This is a genomic window from Azospirillum sp. TSH58 (assembly GCF_003119115.1).
GTDB lineage: Bacteria > Pseudomonadota > Alphaproteobacteria > Azospirillales > Azospirillaceae > Azospirillum.
The window spans coordinates 683,332-699,571 of the sequence record NZ_CP022364.1; the positions used below are offsets into that span (position 1 = coordinate 683,332).

General features: G+C 68.5%; 14 protein-coding genes. 9 read left to right on the forward strand and 5 right to left on the reverse strand.

What is annotated here, in order from left to right; genetic code table 11:
• Window positions 1-19: 19 nt before the first annotated feature.
• Together TSH58p_RS06805 and TSH58p_RS06810 are read right to left on the reverse strand one after the other, a co-directional pair.
• The gene (locus TSH58p_RS06805) at window positions 20-967 is read right to left on the reverse strand and encodes an anti-sigma factor (RefSeq protein WP_109068016.1); all 948 of its coding nucleotides are present in this window, start codon (window positions 965-967) and stop codon (window positions 20-22) included.
• Entirely contained in the window at window positions 967-1,476 is a 510-nt protein-coding gene (locus tag TSH58p_RS06810) for a sigma-70 family RNA polymerase sigma factor (RefSeq protein ID WP_014239953.1), read from the reverse strand. Before TSH58p_RS06810 ends, TSH58p_RS06805 begins: the two co-directional genes overlap by 1 nt.
• A 321-nt stretch (window positions 1,477-1,797) precedes the next feature.
• On the opposite strand from TSH58p_RS06810, the gene TSH58p_RS06815 reads away from it, so the two are divergent.
• Window positions 1,798-2,094 (forward strand): DNA-binding protein, encoded by a 297-nt coding sequence (locus TSH58p_RS06815; RefSeq protein WP_158282549.1) that lies wholly within the window; start codon window positions 1,798-1,800, stop codon window positions 2,092-2,094.
• 61 nt (window positions 2,095-2,155) lie between these two features.
• Here TSH58p_RS06815 and TSH58p_RS06820 read toward each other — a convergent pair whose 3' ends face one another.
• Together TSH58p_RS06820 and TSH58p_RS06825 are read right to left on the reverse strand one after the other, a co-directional pair.
• Window positions 2,156-4,078, reverse strand: a complete 1,923-nt coding sequence (locus tag TSH58p_RS06820) for a propionyl-CoA synthetase (protein ID WP_109068018.1) — start codon at window positions 4,076-4,078, stop codon at window positions 2,156-2,158.
• 183 nt (window positions 4,079-4,261) lie between these two features.
• Window positions 4,262-5,383 carry a PHB depolymerase family esterase gene (locus TSH58p_RS06825; RefSeq protein ID WP_109068019.1) on the reverse strand — a complete coding sequence of 374 codons (1,122 nt, stop codon included), beginning with the start codon at window positions 5,381-5,383 and terminating at the stop codon, window positions 4,262-4,264.
• A 245-nt stretch (window positions 5,384-5,628) separates the two neighbouring features.
• Here TSH58p_RS06825 and TSH58p_RS06830 point away from each other — a divergent pair, with 245 nt between their 5' ends.
• The 4 genes from TSH58p_RS06830 (at window position 5,629) to TSH58p_RS06845 (ending at window position 10,060) form a co-directional block, all read left to right on the forward strand.
• The gene (locus tag TSH58p_RS06830; protein WP_109068020.1) at window positions 5,629-5,985 is read left to right on the forward strand and encodes a hypothetical protein; all 357 of its coding nucleotides are present in this window, start codon (window positions 5,629-5,631) and stop codon (window positions 5,983-5,985) included.
• 170 nt (window positions 5,986-6,155) lie between these two features.
• The gene (locus TSH58p_RS06835; RefSeq protein ID WP_109068078.1) at window positions 6,156-7,961 is read left to right on the forward strand and encodes a M3 family oligoendopeptidase; all 1,806 of its coding nucleotides are present in this window, start codon (window positions 6,156-6,158) and stop codon (window positions 7,959-7,961) included.
• A 94-nt stretch (window positions 7,962-8,055) separates the two neighbouring features.
• Complete coding sequence (locus TSH58p_RS06840; protein ID WP_158282550.1) at window positions 8,056-8,457, forward strand: bacteriohemerythrin; 402 nt, start codon at window positions 8,056-8,058, stop codon at window positions 8,455-8,457.
• 178 nt (window positions 8,458-8,635) lie between these two features.
• Window positions 8,636-10,060, forward strand: a complete 1,425-nt coding sequence (locus TSH58p_RS06845) for an FAD-binding oxidoreductase (protein WP_109068022.1) — start codon at window positions 8,636-8,638, stop codon at window positions 10,058-10,060.
• Window positions 10,061-10,102: 42 nt separating this feature from the next.
• Here TSH58p_RS06845 and TSH58p_RS06850 read toward each other — a convergent pair whose 3' ends face one another.
• A complete protein-coding gene (locus TSH58p_RS06850; RefSeq protein WP_109068023.1) occupies window positions 10,103-11,785 on the reverse strand; it encodes a methyl-accepting chemotaxis protein in 1,683 nt (560 codons plus the stop codon).
• 331 nt (window positions 11,786-12,116) lie between these two features.
• Here TSH58p_RS06850 and TSH58p_RS06855 point away from each other — a divergent pair, with 331 nt between their 5' ends.
• From TSH58p_RS06855 to queF, 4 genes are read left to right on the forward strand one after another with little or no spacing between them, the layout of a single operon-like run.
• Window positions 12,117-13,463, forward strand: a complete 1,347-nt coding sequence (locus TSH58p_RS06855; RefSeq protein WP_109068024.1) for an AarF/ABC1/UbiB kinase family protein — start codon at window positions 12,117-12,119, stop codon at window positions 13,461-13,463.
• A 57-nt stretch (window positions 13,464-13,520) separates the two neighbouring features.
• Window positions 13,521-14,540: a tRNA preQ1(34) S-adenosylmethionine ribosyltransferase-isomerase QueA gene (gene queA, locus TSH58p_RS06860; RefSeq protein ID WP_109068025.1), complete on the forward strand. Its 1,020-nt coding sequence runs from the start codon at window positions 13,521-13,523 to the stop codon at window positions 14,538-14,540.
• Entirely contained in the window at window positions 14,540-15,760 is a 1,221-nt protein-coding gene (tgt, locus tag TSH58p_RS06865; RefSeq protein WP_109068026.1) for a tRNA guanosine(34) transglycosylase Tgt, read from the forward strand. Before queA ends, tgt begins: the two co-directional genes overlap by 1 nt.
• On the forward strand, window positions 15,753-16,217 hold the full coding sequence (gene queF, locus TSH58p_RS06870; RefSeq protein ID WP_109068027.1) for a preQ(1) synthase: 465 nt from the start codon (window positions 15,753-15,755) through the stop codon (window positions 16,215-16,217). Before tgt ends, queF begins: the two co-directional genes overlap by 8 nt.
• Window positions 16,218-16,240 lie beyond the last annotated feature (23 nt).

Below are 16,240 nucleotides of genomic sequence, written 5' to 3' on the forward strand. Positions count from 1 at the left end.
AAGGCCCCCCCACTCCGCCTCAGCTGTCCTTCGGCTTGTGCGTGTCGCTGATCGGCTGGACGCCGGCGGGCGGCTGGTCCTGCTGCTGCTGGGGCTGCTGCTCCTGCTGCGGCTGGGGCTGCTGGTTCTGCTGGGGCTGCGGCTCGGGGCGGCGCGGGCCGGCCTTGACGTCGTTGTAGACGGCCTCGGCGACGCGCAGCAGGTCCTCCTTGGACATCCGGCCGGCCAGCGCGTAGGCCAGCGGGCCCTCCACCCAGTAGATGGTCGCCACGTCGCCGTTCTGCGAGAAGCCGAACTTCGCCGGGTTGCCGGAGCGCGGGGCGCCGACGAACAGGGTGACGCGCTTGTTCGCCTCGTTCACGTACATGTACTGGGCGCCGGCCCCCAGCTCGGTGGGCAGCGACCGGCCGCCGATCAGCCGCAGCCCGACCTTGTCGAGGTCCGGGCCGAAGACGTCGCGGCCGACGCGCTTGGACAGCCAGCTGTTCAGCTCGTCTTGGTTGTCAGCGCCGAGCTCGACCTGGAAGCGCTCGTCGGAGGTGTAGAAGCGGTGGGCCTGGGTGGCCTCCTCGGCGAAGGTCTGGAGCGTCTGGCGCTGCTGGACGACCGGCGACTGGTCCACCGCGCCACGCCCCAGCCAGCCGCCACTGGCGCCGGCCACGATCAGCATCACCGCCGCGGCCATGCGCACCCAGGAACGGGCGTGCCAGGGGGCGGCGTTGTCGTTGCCGGGCATGCGCCCGCGCAGCCTGCCTGTCAGCTCCTCGACCGGGCCGCTGGCCGGCTCGCGCAGCACGGGGTCGAAGAGTTCGTGCAGCAGCGCGGCCTGGGCGCGGTAGTCCTCGGCCCGGCGGGCGGCATCGGGGTCGTCGGCCAGCCATCGCTCCACGAAGAGCCGGCGTTCCGGAGCCAGGTGCCCATCCACGTAGGCATGCAGTTCGTCGTCCGTTACGCAATGCGCGTTCATCACTTCACCCGCCTGAGGGCCACCGAGCCCTCGTTCGCCAGCTTCGCCCTGACCGCCTCGCGCGCCCGCGAAAGGCGCGACATGACGGTCCCGATCGGCACGCCGAGCGTCTCGGCGACCTCCTCGTATTTCAGGCCCTCCAGCGCGACGAGGAGCAGCACCTTGCGCTGTTCCTCCGGCAGATCGTCGAGAGCGCGCATCATCTCGCGCAACTCCACACGTTCCTCCTGCCGGGCCGGCGTCACCAGCTTCGACTCGACGCTGTCCACATCGACCTCGTCGGGCCGCGACGCTTTGGAGCGGACCTGATTGACATGGACGTTGTGCAGGATGGTGAAAAGCCACGCCCGCAGGTTCGTCCCCGCCTTGAAGGTGTCGGCGCGCGCCACCGCCCGCGTCAACGCCTCCTGCACCAGATCCTCGGCATCCGAACGGTTGCGCAGCAACGCGCGCGCGTAGCGGCGCAGCGACGCAATGTGGACTTCCAGCTCGACCCCGAACGTGCTCAAACGCGCACCCGATTGTTGCCTCGAAGGCTCCACGGACCGCCGGGCGGCGGATCATGGCACTCCTTCAGGTAGGAACGGGTGGCGCGCCCTCCCAGGGCCGAGCCCCATGCAGGACCCGGTACGCCAGGATGAACGCCCCCCGCTCATCGTTTATTCCAGACTTTGATGCCCGTGCAGCAAAAATTCGGCGAAATCGCGGCGGGCCCGAAAAGCGCCACCGAAGCTCGGCCTTGTGGCATATCGCCGCTGCGCGCGGATAAGCGCCCGAATCCGCCGAGCGGCTTGGCACAATCCACCGCACTGCGTCATAAGGGCGGGGCCATGGCACGCCATCACGACACCATCGAGATCCTGGTCACCGCCCGCCATCTGGAGGCTCAGGGCATCCGCCCGAGCGCGCGCATGGTGCGGCTGGCGTTGGGCGGCGGCAGCAACGCGGCCATCGCCCAGGCGCTGGCCATGGCGGAGCTGACCCCGCTGGAGGAGCTGATCCGGCGACGGCGCGACCAGCTCGACCTCGACATCGCCAACGCCCGCCGCGCGCTGGCGGAGCTGGAAGCCGAACAGGCCCGGCTGGACGAGCTGGACGATTCCCTGACCGCGCTCGACAAGGTGTAGCCGCGACGGAAAACCCCTCCCCCGGACCATGCCGGAGGAGGGGTTTCGAACGCGGGGCCGGTCAGCCGGCCTGATGCGTTTTGGCGTAGCCCAGCGACTGCAGCGCCTCGGCGATCTCCGGCAGGATGCCCGGATCGTCGATGGTCGCCGGGGTCTTGTAGTCCTGGTTGTCGGCGATCTTCTGCATGGTGCCGCGCAGGATCTTGCCGGAGCGGGTCTTCGGCAGACGCTCCACCACCACGGCGCGCTTGAAGTCGGCGACCGGCCCGATCTGCTCGCGGACGAGCTGGACCACTTCCTTCACGATCTCCTCGTGCGGGCGGGTCACGCCGGCCTTCAGGCAGAGGAAGCCCAGCGGCACCTGCCCCTTCAGGTCGTCGGCCACGCCGATCACCGCGCATTCCGCCACGTCCTTGTGGCTGGCCAGCACCTCCTCCATGCCGCCGGTGGACAGGCGGTGGCCGGCGACGTTGATGATGTCGTCGGTGCGGGCCATGATGTAGACGTAGCCGTCGTCGTCGATGAAGCCCGCGTCACCGGTCTGGTAGTAGCCGGGATAATCGGACAGGTACGACTTCTTGTAGCGGTCGTCGGCGTTCCACAGCGTCGGCAGCGTGCCCGGAGGCAGCGGCAGCTTCACGCAGATGGCGCCGATGTCGCCGCGCGGCACCTCCTTGTTCTCGGCGTTCAGGATCTGCACGTCCCAGCCCGGCATCGGGCGGGTGGCGGAGCCGTACTTGATCGGGAACAGATGCACGCCCAGCGGGTTGCCGGAGATCGCCCAGCCGGTCTCGGTCTGCCACCAGTGGTCGATGACCGGAACGTTCAGATTGTCCTCGGCCCAATGCAGCGTGTCGGGGTCCGACCGCTCGCCGGCCAGGAACAGGGCGCGGAAGTGCGACAGGTCGTATTTCTTCAGCAGTTCGGCGTTGGGGTCCTCGCGCTTGATGGCGCGGAAGGCGGTCGGGGCAGTGAACAGCGTGCCGATCTTGTGCTGCTCGATCACCCGCCAGAAGGTGCCGGCGTCCGGCGTGCCCACCGGCTTGCCCTCGAACACCACCGTGGTACAGCCGTGCAGCAGCGGGCCGTAGACGATGTAGGAATGGCCGACCACCCAGCCCACGTCCGACGCCGCCCAGTACACCTCGCCCGGCTCGACGTTGTAGATGTTCTTCATCGTCCACTTCAGCGCCACGGCGTGGCCGCCGTTGTCGCGGATGACGCCCTTCGGCTGGCCCGTGGTGCCGGAGGTGTAGAGGATGTAGAGCGGGTCGGTCGCGGCCACCGGCACGCACTCCGCCGGTTCGGCCTTGGCGACGGCCTCCGCCCAGTCCACGTCGCGGCCCTCGACCAGGGTCGCGGTCTCCTGCGGGCGCTGGAAGACGATCACGCTCGACGGCTTGTGCTCCGCCTGCTCGATGGCGGCGTCGAGCATCGGCTTGTACTTGACGATGCGGTTCGGCTCGATGCCGCAGGAGGCGGAGACGATGGCCTTCGGCCGGGAGTCGTTGATGCGGGTCGCCAGCTCGTGCGGGGCGAAGCCGCCGAACACCACGGAATGCACCGCACCGAGACGCGCGCAGGCCAGCATGGCGACCAGCGACTGCGGGATCATCGGCATGTAGAGGATGACGCGATCGCCCTTCTCCACGCCCTGGGCGCGCAGCGCGCCGGCGAAGCGGGCCACCTGATCCTGAAGCTCGGCGTAGGTGATGGTCTGCACGGTCTTGGTGACCGGGCTGTCGTAGATGATCGCCGCCTGGGCGCCGCGTCCGGCCTCCACATGGCGGTCGACGGCGTTGTAGCAGGTGTTCAGGACGCCGCCGGTGAACCAGCGGTAGAAGGGCGCGTTGCTGTCGTCCAGCACCTTGTCCCAGCGCTTGATCCAGGTGATGTCTTCCGCCGCCTCGCCCCAGAATCCGTCGGGATCGGACAGGGAACGGGCGTGGATCTGGTTGTAGCGATCGGCCGAGCTTTGGCTCATGGGGGGCGTCCCTTATATTTTGTTTGGTTCGCGTTTCTCCGCAGCCGCGCAATGAACGTTCACGCAGCGGCCCCAATCTGCGTCAAATCTGCACCGTTTGGCAAACGGCATTCCGGAAGGTGCGGCGGGCTGTCGCACCACTTTGGTGAGTGCTGAACCCGCCCGCCGCGCCTAAGGCGGGTGCTACGGCTCCAGTTGCAGGAAACCGGCGGCCAGCGCCGCGCCGCAGAATCCGACATCCTCGATGTAGGTCTTCGTCTCCGACACCCGCACCCGCCCGCAGGGACGCTGCGGATTGCCGGTGTCGATGGGCATGACGTGGCCGACGTCCTTCAGCAGCACCGTCTCCACCCACAGCGCGTTGGCGCCCTGCGGCGCGTAGCCCTGCCGCACGGCGCGGTCAGGCCAGGACGGTTCCTGCCCGATGACCACGGGGGCATCCACCTTCAGCCCGTGGAAGGCCGTCCACTGGTTCGTCAGGTAGAGGGCGTTCTGCGGGTCCACGGTGCAGTCCGCCGTCCCCTGGACGATCAGCACCCGCGGGCGCCCGGCGGGATGCTGGGCGCGCTGGACCGCCTTTTTCCATTCGCTGTTGTCGTAGCCGCCGGAGCGCGCCTTCACCTCGGCGCAGCCGCGCGACACGGAGATGCCGCAGAGCGACGCGGCCGACTGCATGCTCTGCGCGCACATCACCGGCACGCCCGCGAACAAGGCCCCACCCGCGAAAAGCTGCGAATAGTCGGCCAGCAGAGCCGCCGCCATGCCCGCCCCCGCCGACAGGCCGGTGACCGAGACCCGTTCCGCGTCCACCGCCGGGCCGTTGGTGCCCAGCCCCTTGCCGGAGACGACGGCGCCGACCATCGAGGCGATGGCCGCCGCCTCGCGCGGGACGAAGCCCTTCAGCGGGCTGTTCAGGCGGTCGGCGAAGTTGAAGCAGCCGAGCGGGTTGCCGTAACGCCCGAACCCTCCCGTCCCCACCATGGAGAACAGGTTGTGCTTTTGCGCCGGCAGCAGGGCGACGAAGCCATGGGCGTCGGCCATGTCCTTCCAGCCCGAATCCTCGAAGAAGGTCCGGGCGTCCTGCTCGCAGCCGTGCAGCAGGACCAGCAGCGGCGCCTTGCCGCGCGCCCGCGCGCCGTCCGGCACATAGACCAGGGCCGACAGGGCAGTGCCCTGCGCGTCGTAGCTGCCGGCCGGCAATTCGACGGGGGCCGGTTGAGCCGGCGCCGCAGCGACGGGCAGAAGCCACGACAGAAGAAAGAACGCCGCCAGCACCGGCTTTCGTAAGCGCACCAACAATGTCATCGCCGCCTTCTCCTTCGCCTACCCGGAGATCCGATTCACGGGAAAGCAAATCATCTCACCGTTCCTATAGAAAGCGCGCAACAATCACTTGTGAACCGCTAATTTTTATACACGCCGACCCAGGACATACTTGCGTATGGCTGCGTTCATTTTTCGCAGGCCGCGACCTCCTGTCCGTCGTCCGTCGCCCTTTCCGACGGCCTTGTCTCTGGCCTAATGCCGACCGGAACGCTATGCATGTCCCCATGAGCAGCGACCCGCCCGTCTTCGGCATCCGCCCGATCCTGACCGTCGTCCACCCGAACGGCGAGCGGCTGATCGTGGCCCGGCTGACCAGTCTCGGCGGGTCCAGCCAGTCCAACCGCTTCGTCCTGCGCCGCGCCGACTTCCGCGCCCCGTGGGAGCAGCCGGACAAGGGCTATTTCGGCTATGCGGAGGTCGCCCGCGCGCTGGACGCCAACGGCTGGCGCGGCTGCGCCATCGAGGCGATGCCCGCCACCGACCTGGAGGAGCGGCGGACCCGCCAGCTCGCCCGCAAGAAGCTGCACCTGCAATGCGTGGAGGCGGCGATCCGCCGCGCGCAGGAAAGCCAGGCTCCCTGAGCCGATACCGCAACGCATCCTTCCCCCGGTCGCGCGCGACGCTTATATCCGGTTCCAAAGCTCAGGACGGCCTAAGCCCAGAATAGGCAAAGCCCAGAACGGAGGGACAGATGACCCGCAGCGCCACCCGGCACCCGATTGGCAATTTCCACGGCGCTCCCCAGACCACCATGCCCGACACCGCCCTGGCCGCCACGGGGGGCGGGCCGGACCTCGGCGCCCTGCCCTCCTGGGACCTGACGGACCTCTATCCGGGCATGGAGTCGGCGGAACTGAAGGCCGACCTGGAGCGGATGGAGCGCGCGTCCAAGGACTTCTATGAACAATACGCGACCAAGCTCGCCGGGCTGGACGGCAACGCCTTCGCCGCCGCCATCCGCGAGTACGAACACATCGACGAGGTGCTGTCGCGGGTGATGTCCTACGCCGGGCTGGTCTACAACGGCAACATGACCGACCCGGCCATCGCCAAGTTCTACCAGTCGGCGCAGGAGCGGGTGAACGGCATCTCCACCCACCTCGTCTTCTTCACGCTGGAGATCAACCGGCTGGAGGACAAGGTCCTGGACGCCAAGGTGAAGGCGTCGAAGGAGCTTGCCCGCTACGCCCCCTGGCTGCGCGACGTCCGCCTGTTCCGCGAGCACCAGCTCTCCGACGAGGTCGAACGGCTGCTCCATGAGAAGCATGTGGTCGGGCGCGCCGCCTGGAACCGCCTGTTCGACGAGACGATCGCGTCCTTGCGCTTCCCCATCGGCGGGAAGGAACTGACCTGCGCGGAGGCGCTGAACCGCCTGTCCGACCGCCGCCCGGAGGTCCGCAAGGAGGCCGGGGCGGTGATCGGCCGGGTGATGGGCGACAACATCCGCCTGTTCGCCCTGGTCACCAACACGCTGGCCAAGGACAAGGAGATCGACGACAAGTGGCGCAACTACAAGGCGCCGACGTCGGCCCGCAACCTGTCCAACCGCGTCGAGGACGAGGTGGTCGACGCGCTGGCCGCGGCGGTGAAGGACGCCTACCCGGCGCTGTCCCACCGCTACTACGCGATGAAGGCCAAGTGGTTCGGGCAGGACCATCTGGATTACTGGGACCGCAACGCGCCGCTTCCCGACGACGCCGACCGCAGCATCCGCTGGGACGAGGCGCGCGATCTGGTGCTGGGCGCCTACGGCCGCTTCTCGCCGGATCTGGCCGCCCTGGGCAAGCGCTTCTTCGACAACGCCTGGATCGACGCGCCGGTCCGCCCCGGCAAGGCGCCGGGCGCCTTCGCCCACCCGACGGTGCCCAGCGTCCACCCCTACCTGCTGGTCAACTACCAGGGCAAGACGCGCGACGTGATGACGCTCGCCCATGAGCTGGGCCACGGCGTGCACCAGATCCTGGCCGGCGGCCAGGGCCATCTTCTGTCCGACACGCCGCTGACCCTAGCGGAGACCGCGTCGGTGTTCGGCGAGATGCTGACCTTCCGCGCCCTGCTCGACCGCGAGACCGACCCGAAGCGCCGCAAGATCATGCTGGCCTCCAAGGTCGAGGACATGCTGAACACGGTGGTCCGCCAGATCGCCTTCTTCGACTTCGAGCGCCGCGTCCACACCGAGCGCCGCGAGGGCGAACTGACGGCGGAGCGGCTGGGCGAGATCTGGATGGCGGTGCAGACCGAAAGCCTCGGCCCGGCGCTGCGCTTCGACGAGGGCTACCGGAACTACTGGTCCTACATCCCGCACTTCATCCATTCGCCCTTCTACGTCTACGCCTACGCGTTCGGCGACTGCCTCGTGAACTCGCTCTACGCGGTCTACCAGGAGTCGGAGACGGGCTTCGCGGAGAAGTATCTGGCGATGCTGTCGGCGGGCGGCACGCTGCGCCATCAGGAGCTCCTGGCCCCCTTCGGGCTGGACGCCAGCGACCCGGCCTTCTGGCAGAAGGGGCTGAACGTCATCCGCGGCTTTGTTGACGAGCTGGAAAATCAGCCCTGACCAGAGTTTCCCACCGGGTTTTCTTGACGGACGTCAAGAATCCCCAATCGCGGGATGGGTATGGTGGCTTCCAATGATCCATTCGGAGAGCACCATGCCCACCCTTTCGATCCCCGCCTGGAGCCCGTCCCTGGAAGTCGGCAACGCCATCATCGACGCCGACCACAAGGAGACCGTCGAGCTTCTCGCCGAGGCCGCCACGGCGTCGGACGCCGACCTGCCCGCCCATTTCACCGCCTTCGCCCAGCATCTCCGCGACCATCTGGCCCGCGAGGAGGAGCTGATGCACCAGTACGGCTTCCCGCCGACTCCCATCCATGTGCACGAGCACAACCGCGTCCGTCTGGAGCTGGAAGGCATCGCCAAGCGCATGGCCGCCGGCAATCTGGCCCTGGTCCGCGGCTACCTGACCGAGGTGGTGCCGGAGTGGTTCATCAACCACAAGAACACCATGGACAGCGCCACCGCCGCCTGGATCCGCAGCCAGGGCGGCTGATCCACCGCCTCCCACCGTCAAAGCCGCGCAAACACCGAATTGAGGGGTGGCTCCGTCCGGAAGAACACCGGCGGGAGTCCTTTCCCGAATGGCCTGCACCGGGGCACCGCTTTACCCTTGTTGCGCCATAACGGCCCGATTATTCGCGGAAGTTGCCGCTTTGACGGGGAGATGCCCGATGGGTGACGTCACGCTGCGCACCGCCGACCGGCGGGAGACGATCCTTTCCCAGCAGGCCGTCGACGATCTTGCCGCCCGTCTGCGCGGTCCGCTGCTGACCCCGCAGTCGCTGGGCTATGACGAGGCCCGGACGATCTGGAACGCCATGATCGACCGCCGGCCCGGCCTGATCGCCCGCTGCGCCGGCGCCGCCGACGTCATGCAGGCGGTGCGCTTCGCGCGGGAGAACGGGCTTCTGGTCTCGGTGCGCGGCGGCGGCCACAACATCGCCGGCAATTCCCTGTGCGACGGCGGCCTGCTGATCGACCTCGGCGCCCTGCGCTTCGTCCATGTCGATCCGGTGAGCCGGACGGCGCGGGTGGCCCCCGGCGCCACGCTGGGCGATCTCGACCGGGAGACGCAGGCCTTCGGGCTGGCCGTTCCGGTCGGCATCAACTCCACCACCGGCATCGCCGGGCTGACGCTGGGCGGCGGGTTCGGCTGGCTGACCCGCAAGTATGGCCTGACGGTGGACAATCTGCTGGGCGCCGACGTGGTCACCGCCGACGGGAGGTTCCTACGGGCCAGCGCCGACGAGAACGCCGACCTCTTCTGGGCCATCCGCGGCGGCGGCGGCAACTTCGGCGTCGTCACCTCCTTCACCTTCCGCCTGCACCCCGTGGGGCCGATGGTGTTTGCCGGGCTGGTCGTCCACCCCTTCGCGGGGGCGGGCGACCTGATGCGCCGCTACCGCGACGCCACGGCGGCCCTGCCCGACGAGGCCACCGCGTGGGCCGTGCTGCGCAAGGCGCCGCCCCTGCCCTTCCTGCCGCCGGACGTGCACGGCAAGGAGGTGGTGGTCATGCCCGTCATCTGCGCCGGCGACGACGAGGCGGCGGCCCGCAAGGCGCTGGAGCCGGTGCTGTCGCTGGGCACGCCGGTCGGGGAGCATGTCGGTCTCATGCCCTACGCGGCGTGGCAGGCGGCCTTCGACCCGCTTCTGGTGCCGGGCGCACGGAACTACTGGAAATCGCAGAACTTCACCGGATTGGAGGACGGGCTGATCGACGTGCTGGTCGAGGAGGCCGCGAGGCTGCCCTCCGACCAGTGCGAGATCTTCGTCGGCCTGCTCGGTGCGGCGGCCAACCGCGTCCCGGCGGACGCCACCGCCTACCCGCACCGCGACGCCCTGTTCGTGATGAACGTGCACGCGCGCTGGAACACCCCGCAGGAGGACAGCGCCTGCATCCAATGGGCGCGCGGCGTTTCCGACCGGACCGCCGCCTATGCCACGGGCGGGGTCTACGTGAATTTCGTCACCGACGACGAACAGCGCGTCCAGGCCGCCTACGGGCCGAACTACGAACGCCTGCGGGCGCTGAAGGCGACGTACGACCCGACCAACCTGTTCTGCGTGAACCAGAACATCGCGCCGGGCGGGTGAGCGCGGCGCTTCCTGCGGAACGGTGGCGCCGGCTTGCCGGCGTCACGCCGCGTGCACCTGCTGCAGGAAGCGCTCGATCTCCACCCGCAGCGTTTCGCTCTCCTCCTGCACCTCGCTGGCGGCCTTGAAGACGTCGCCGGCCATGCGCCCGGTGTCGGAGGCCGCCCGGGCGACGTCGATGATGTTGTCGGCCACGACGCGCGTCCCCTGCGCGGCCTCGTCGACGTTGCGGACGATCTCGGTCGTGGCCGCTCCCTGCTGTTCGACGGCGCCGGCGATGCTCGTGGTCAGCTCCCTCATCCGCACGGTGGTCGCGGAGATGCCGCGGATGGCCGCCACCGCCACGGCGGTTTCGGTCTGGATGGCGGTGATCTGGGCGGCGATCTCCTCGGTCGCCTTGGCCGTCTGGTTGGCGAGGCTCTTCACTTCGGAGGCGACGACGGCGAAGCCCTTGCCGGCCTCTCCGGCCCTGGCCGCCTCGATGGTCGCGTTCAGCGCCAGCAGGTTGGTCTGCGAGGCGATGTTCTGGATGAGGCTCGTCACCTCACCGATCCTCGCCACCGCGTCGGCGAGGCTGCCGACTTTGTGATTCGCCGCGGCGGCGTCACGGTCGGCGGTCGTGGCTATGGCGCTGCCGTCGGAGACCTGCCGGGCGATCTCGTGGATCGACGCGGTCAGTTCGTTGCCGGCCGCCGCCACGGTTTCAACGTTGGCCGTCGCCTGTTCGGCGGCCGACGAGACGGTGGCGCTCTGCCGCTGGGTTTCCTCGGCGGTGGCGGACAGGCTGTCCGACGACGTGTGCAGGGTTCGCACGGAGGCCGTGACCCGGTCGAGCAATCCGGTGACGATCCCATCGAAGCGGCGGGTGAACTCCTCGATCCGGCGCTGGCGTTCGCCGCGGCGGGCGGTTTCCTCCTTCTCCGCGGCTTCCAGACGGCGCTTTTCGATGGCGGAGTCCTTGAACACCTGGAGAGCCCTCGACATGCCGCCGATTTCGTCGCCGCGGCCCTGTCCCTCGACGATCGTGTCGAGATTGCCGTCCGCAAGCGCCCGCATCGCACCCGTAAGCCGCTCGATGGGGCCGGCGATGGTGCGGCGGGTCAGCAGGACCGCCAGCCCAAGGCAGACGACGATGCCCACGGCGCCGGCGATCATCGTCCACAGGCGCGAGTCCTGATAGCCGGCCGTTGCCATGTCGGCAGCGTTGTCGAGATCCTTGTCCGCCCTTTCCAGAAGTGCGCGCATGCGGGACAGAAGATCGAGGAAAGCGGGTTCATACCGCTTTCCCATCACGGCCATCGCCTCCTGGTCCTTGCCCCCCAGGGTCAGAGAGCGGACCTCTTCCGCGATCTTGGACATGGCACCGGTTTGCTGATGCGCGGCGGCGATGTCGGCGGCCAGCGACGGGAGCGTCTTGCCGGCCATGTCCAGCCGTTGGTCGAGCAGTTTTTCCTGCCGGACGATCTCCTCGGCCAGGTTGCGCATGCGCGCCGGGTCCGCTTCGGAGATCATGGTGTAGAGCAGCCGCCCGGTCTCGTTGAGCGTCGAGGTGCCGCGGGCGAGCCACAGGCTCGCCTTGGCCTCGCCGTTGATCAGGTTGGTGTAGCTCTGATCGAGGCTTCCCATCCGGACCAGCCCGTTGGTGCTCAACGCAACCGCAAGCATGGCCATCAGGCCGATCACCAGAAGCACCTTGTTGACGATCCGGAAGTCCTGAAACCGCATCTGTTCCCCCGTTGCACCGGGCTTCGCGCCACATACTCCGGTATGCGGCCCGATTGATTATGAAAGAATTAAAACACATTCTCTGTCGCCTGAATTTAATGAAAAGAAGGACAAAACGCTGAAAAAGGAAATATTCAATCTTTGATGGCGTACTTTTATGATTCCGGTCCATTTGAGCACAAAGGAAACCGGAGGCCAGAAGACACCGCCGCGTTTCCGAGATTCGGCGCGACGAGCGCCGGGTGCCGATGGCGATGACCGGACCGGTCCGCGGCGCCGGAACGTCGCCGGGGGACTCGCCTTTCGGCCTCCACGCCCCCACCTATTCGGCATGCCGAACACGGATGAGAACAGGCTTGGCGGCCGGATCGCGCGGTATGCGCGGGTCGGGACCGCCGTGGGGGGCCTTGCGGCCCGTTTCGCCGGAGAACGGGTGCTGGGCATCCCCCTGGAGCGGGATCGCCACGCCGCCGAACTGCGCGCCGCGCTGGGCGGGCTGAAGGGGCCGTTGATGAAGGTGGCGCAACTGCTGTCCACCATCCCCGACGCCCTGCCCCGCGAGTATGTGCAGGAGCTGTCGCAGCTCCAGGCCGACGCGCCGTCGATGGGCTGGCCCTTCGTCAAGCGCCGGATGGCCAGCGAGCTTGGCCCCGCCTGGCACAAGCGCTTCCGGCACTTCGAGCAGACCGCCGCCGCCGCCGCTTCGCTGGGGCAGGTGCACCGGGCCGTCGGGCTGGACGGGCAGAACCTCGCCTGCAAGCTCCAGTACCCCGACATGGCCTCCGCCGTGGAGGCGGACCTGCGCCAGCTGGGGCTGATCTTCGCCATCTTCGAGCGCACCGACAGCGCCATCTCCACCAAGCAGATCCAGGCCGAGATCGGCGCCCGGCTGCGCGAGGAGCTGGATTACGAGCGCGAGGCCAAGCACGCCCGCCTCTACCGCGCCATGCTGGCCGACACCTCCGGTGTTCATGTGCCGGCGGTGGTGCCCGACCTGTCCACCCGGCGCCTGCTGACGCTGGAATGGGTGGAGGGGCGCAAGATCCTCGACTTCGTCAAGGACCAGCCGGACGCCCGCGACGAGCTGGCGATGAACATGTTCCGCGCCTGGTACGTGCCCTTCTACGGCTACGGCATCATCCATGGCGACCCGCATCTGGGGAACTACACGGTGCGGCCCGACCGAGGGATCAACCTGCTGGATTTCGGCTGCGTCCGCGTCTTCCCGGCCCGCTTCGTGAAGGGGGTGATCGACCTCTACGACGCGCTGCAGACCGGCAACCAGGACAAGGCGGTGGAGGCCTACCGCACCTGGGGCTTCGCCAACCCGACCAAGGAACTGGTGGATGTGCTCAACATCTGGGCACGCTTCGTCTACGCCCCGATCATGGACGACCGCAGCCGCCGCATCGAGGAGACCAACTCCGGCCATTACGGCCGCGAGACCGCCGCCAAGGTCCATGCGGAGCTGCGCCGCGTCGGCGGGGTGGAGGTGCCGCGGGAGTTCGTCTTCATGGACCGCGCGGCGATCGGGCTGGGCTCCGTCTTCCTGCATCTCCAGGCCGAGGTGAACTGGTACCGGCTGTTCCAGGAGATGATCCAGGGCTTCGACGTCGACGTCCTGCACGCCCGCCAGACCGCCGCCCTGACCGCCCAGGCCCTCCCCCTACCCGAATGATCCCCGACTCGTAATGCTTCCCCCGTCCCACCGCTTTGGTCTATACGAGCGGCTCCCATGAAGACCGCCGATTTCGACTTCGACCTTCCGCCGGACCGCATCGCCGAGCATCCGGCCAAGCCGCGTGACGCCGCCCGTCTGCTCGACGTGGCGGAGCGTCTGCACGACCGCATCGTGCGCGACCTGCCCGCCCTGCTGGAGCCGGGCGACCTGATGGTCGTCAACGACACCCGCGTCATCCCCGCCCGGCTGGACGGCCGGCGCGGCGAGGTGCGGGTGGAGATCACGCTCCACAAACGCGAGGGGGAACGGGAATGGGCGACCTTCGCCCGCCCCGGCAAGCGGCTGAAGCCCGGCGACGTGATCGCCATCGCCGAGGACTTTTCGGCGGAAGTCGTCGCCAAGGACGGGATGGAGGTGCGGCTGCGCTTCTCCAAGGGCGGGCCGGAGCTGATGGAGGCGCTGCACCGCCATGGCCGGATGCCCCTGCCCCCCTACATCCGGCGCGAGGCGGACGAACAGGACGCGGCGGACTACCAGACCGTCTTCGCCGCGCGGGAGGGTGCCGTGGCCGCCCCCACCGCCGGTCTGCACTTCACGCCGGAGCTTCTGGCGGCGCTCGACGCCCGCGGCGTCCGCCGCGTGCCGGTGACGCTGCATGTCGGGGCCGGCACCTTCCTGCCGGTCAAGGTGGACGACATCGCCGAGCACCGCATGCACAGCGAGTGGGGCGAAATCTCCCCCGAGACCGCCGAGGCCATCAACACCACCCGCGCCGCCGGCGGGCGGATCGTCTCGGTCGGCACCACCGCGCTGCGCATCCTGGAGACGGCGGGTCTGGACGACCGCAGCATCCGGGCCTTCAGCGGCGACACCGACATCTTCATCACCCCCGGCTACCGCTTCAAGATCGTGGACCTTCTGGTGACCAACTTCCACCTGCCCCGCTCCACCCTGTTCATGCTGGTCTGCGCCTTCGCGGGCATGGACACGATGAAGGCGGCCTACGCGCACGCCATCGGCCAGGGCTACCGTTTCTTCAGCTACGGCGACGCGTCGCTGCTCCGGAGGGTGTGATGACCGGCATCGGGTTCGAGCTTCTGAAGACCGACGGGCGCGCCCGGCGCGGCCGGGTCTCCACCGCGCACGGCGTCATCAACACGCCCGCCTTCATGCCCGTGGGCACCGCCGCCACCGTCAAGGCGATGACCAGCGACGCCGTGAAGTCCACCGGCGCGGAAATCCTGCTGGGCAACACCTACCACCTGATGCTGCGCCCCACGGCGGAGCGCGTCGGGCAGCTGGGCGGCCTGCACCGCTTCATGAACTGGGACAAGCCGATCCTGACGGACAGCGGCGGTTTCCAGGTCATGTCCCTGTCCGACCTGCGCACCATGACCGAGGAGGGGGTGACCTTCAAATCCCACCTCGACGGCAGCAAGCACCATCTGACGCCGGAACGCTCGATCCAGATCCAGCATCTGCTGGACAGCAACATCACCATGTGCCTGGACGAGTGCACCCCCTTCCCGGCGACGGAGGCCCAGGCGGCTTCGTCCATGCGCCTGTCGATGCGCTGGGCGAAGCGCAGCAAGGACGCCTTCGTCGAGCGGCCCGGCTACGGCCTGTTCGGCATCGTGCAGGGCGGCGTCTACGCGGACCTGCGGGCGGAGAGCGTGGCGGCCCTGAGCGACATCGGCTTCGACGGCTACGCCATCGGCGGGCTGGCCGTGGGCGAGGGCCAGGAGACGATGTTCACCGTGCTCGACTTCACCGAGCCGCTGATGGTCAAGGAGCGCCCGCGCTACCTGATGGGGGTGGGGCGCCCCAGCGACCTGATCGGCGCGGTGCGGCGCGGCGTGGACATGTTCGACTGCGTGATGCCCACCCGCTCGGGCCGCACCGGTCAGGCCTTCGTGCGGCGCGGCACCATCAACATCCGCAACGCCCGCCACGCCCATGACGAGCGCCCGCTCGACGAGGAATGCGGCTGCCCGGCGTGCCGCAACCACAGCCGGGCCTATCTGCACCACCTGTTCAAGGCGGGCGAGATGCTGGGGCCGATGCTGCTGACCTGGCACAACCTGCACTATTACCAGGACCTGATGGCCGAGCTTCGTCAGGCCATCGAGGACGGCCGCTTCGACGAGGTCGCGGGCGCGCTGGAGGCCCGCCTGAACGAAGGCGACGTCCCGGCCACCGAGGACCCGCTGGCCGCCCTGAGGGCGAAGCCGGCAAAGCCCGTGAAGCCCGTGAAGCCCGTGAAGCCCGTGAAGAAGGAATCCGCCGATGTCTGAAAGCATCTATTCCGGCCTGACGCAGCTCGGCGGCGCGACCGTCCAGCCGAAGACGCCGGAAGAGGCGGTGCTGGAGCGCGTGCCGAACCCGAACCCCGGTGAGAACTACGTCGTCCGCTTCACCGCACCGGAATTCACCTCGCTCTGCCCGATCACCGGCCAGCCGGACTTCGCCCATCTGGTCATCGACTATGTGCCGGGCGAGTGGCTGGTGGAGTCGAAGTCGCTGAAGCTGTTCCTGACCAGCTTCCGCAACCACGGCGCCTTCCACGAGGCCTGCACCGTCGGCATCGGCAAGCGTCTGGTGGACGAGCTGAAGCCGGTGTGGCTGCGCATCGGCGGCTACTGGTACCCGCGCGGCGGCATTCCCATCGACGTCTTCTACGCCACCGGCGAGCCGCCGAAGGGCGTGTGGATTCCACCGCAGGACGTCCAGACCTACCGCGGCCGCGGCTGATCCAAGGATGCCCCCCGATTTCC

Coding starts and splice junctions, on each gene's coding strand:
- TSH58p_RS06805 (WP_109068016.1), bottom strand. CDS start 967: ATGAACGCGCATTGCGTAACGGACGACGAACTGCATGCCTACGTGGAT.
- TSH58p_RS06815 (WP_158282549.1), top strand. CDS start 1,798: ATGGCACGCCATCACGACACCATCGAGATCCTGGTCACCGCCCGCCAT.
- TSH58p_RS06820 (WP_109068018.1), bottom strand. CDS start 4,078: ATGAGCCAAAGCTCGGCCGATCGCTACAACCAGATCCACGCCCGTTCC.
- TSH58p_RS06825 (WP_109068019.1), bottom strand. CDS start 5,383: ATGACATTGTTGGTGCGCTTACGAAAGCCGGTGCTGGCGGCGTTCTTT.
- TSH58p_RS06830 (WP_109068020.1), top strand. CDS start 5,629: ATGAGCAGCGACCCGCCCGTCTTCGGCATCCGCCCGATCCTGACCGTC.
- TSH58p_RS06835 (WP_109068078.1), top strand. CDS start 6,156: ATGCCCGACACCGCCCTGGCCGCCACGGGGGGCGGGCCGGACCTCGGC.
- TSH58p_RS06840 (WP_158282550.1), top strand. CDS start 8,056: ATGCCCACCCTTTCGATCCCCGCCTGGAGCCCGTCCCTGGAAGTCGGC.
- TSH58p_RS06845 (WP_109068022.1), top strand. CDS start 8,636: ATGGGTGACGTCACGCTGCGCACCGCCGACCGGCGGGAGACGATCCTT.
- TSH58p_RS06850 (WP_109068023.1), bottom strand. CDS start 11,785: ATGCGGTTTCAGGACTTCCGGATCGTCAACAAGGTGCTTCTGGTGATC.
- TSH58p_RS06855 (WP_109068024.1), top strand. CDS start 12,117: ATGCCGAACACGGATGAGAACAGGCTTGGCGGCCGGATCGCGCGGTAT.
- queA (WP_109068025.1), top strand. CDS start 13,521: ATGAAGACCGCCGATTTCGACTTCGACCTTCCGCCGGACCGCATCGCC.
- tgt (WP_109068026.1), top strand. CDS start 14,540: ATGACCGGCATCGGGTTCGAGCTTCTGAAGACCGACGGGCGCGCCCGG.
- queF (WP_109068027.1), top strand. CDS start 15,753: ATGTCTGAAAGCATCTATTCCGGCCTGACGCAGCTCGGCGGCGCGACC.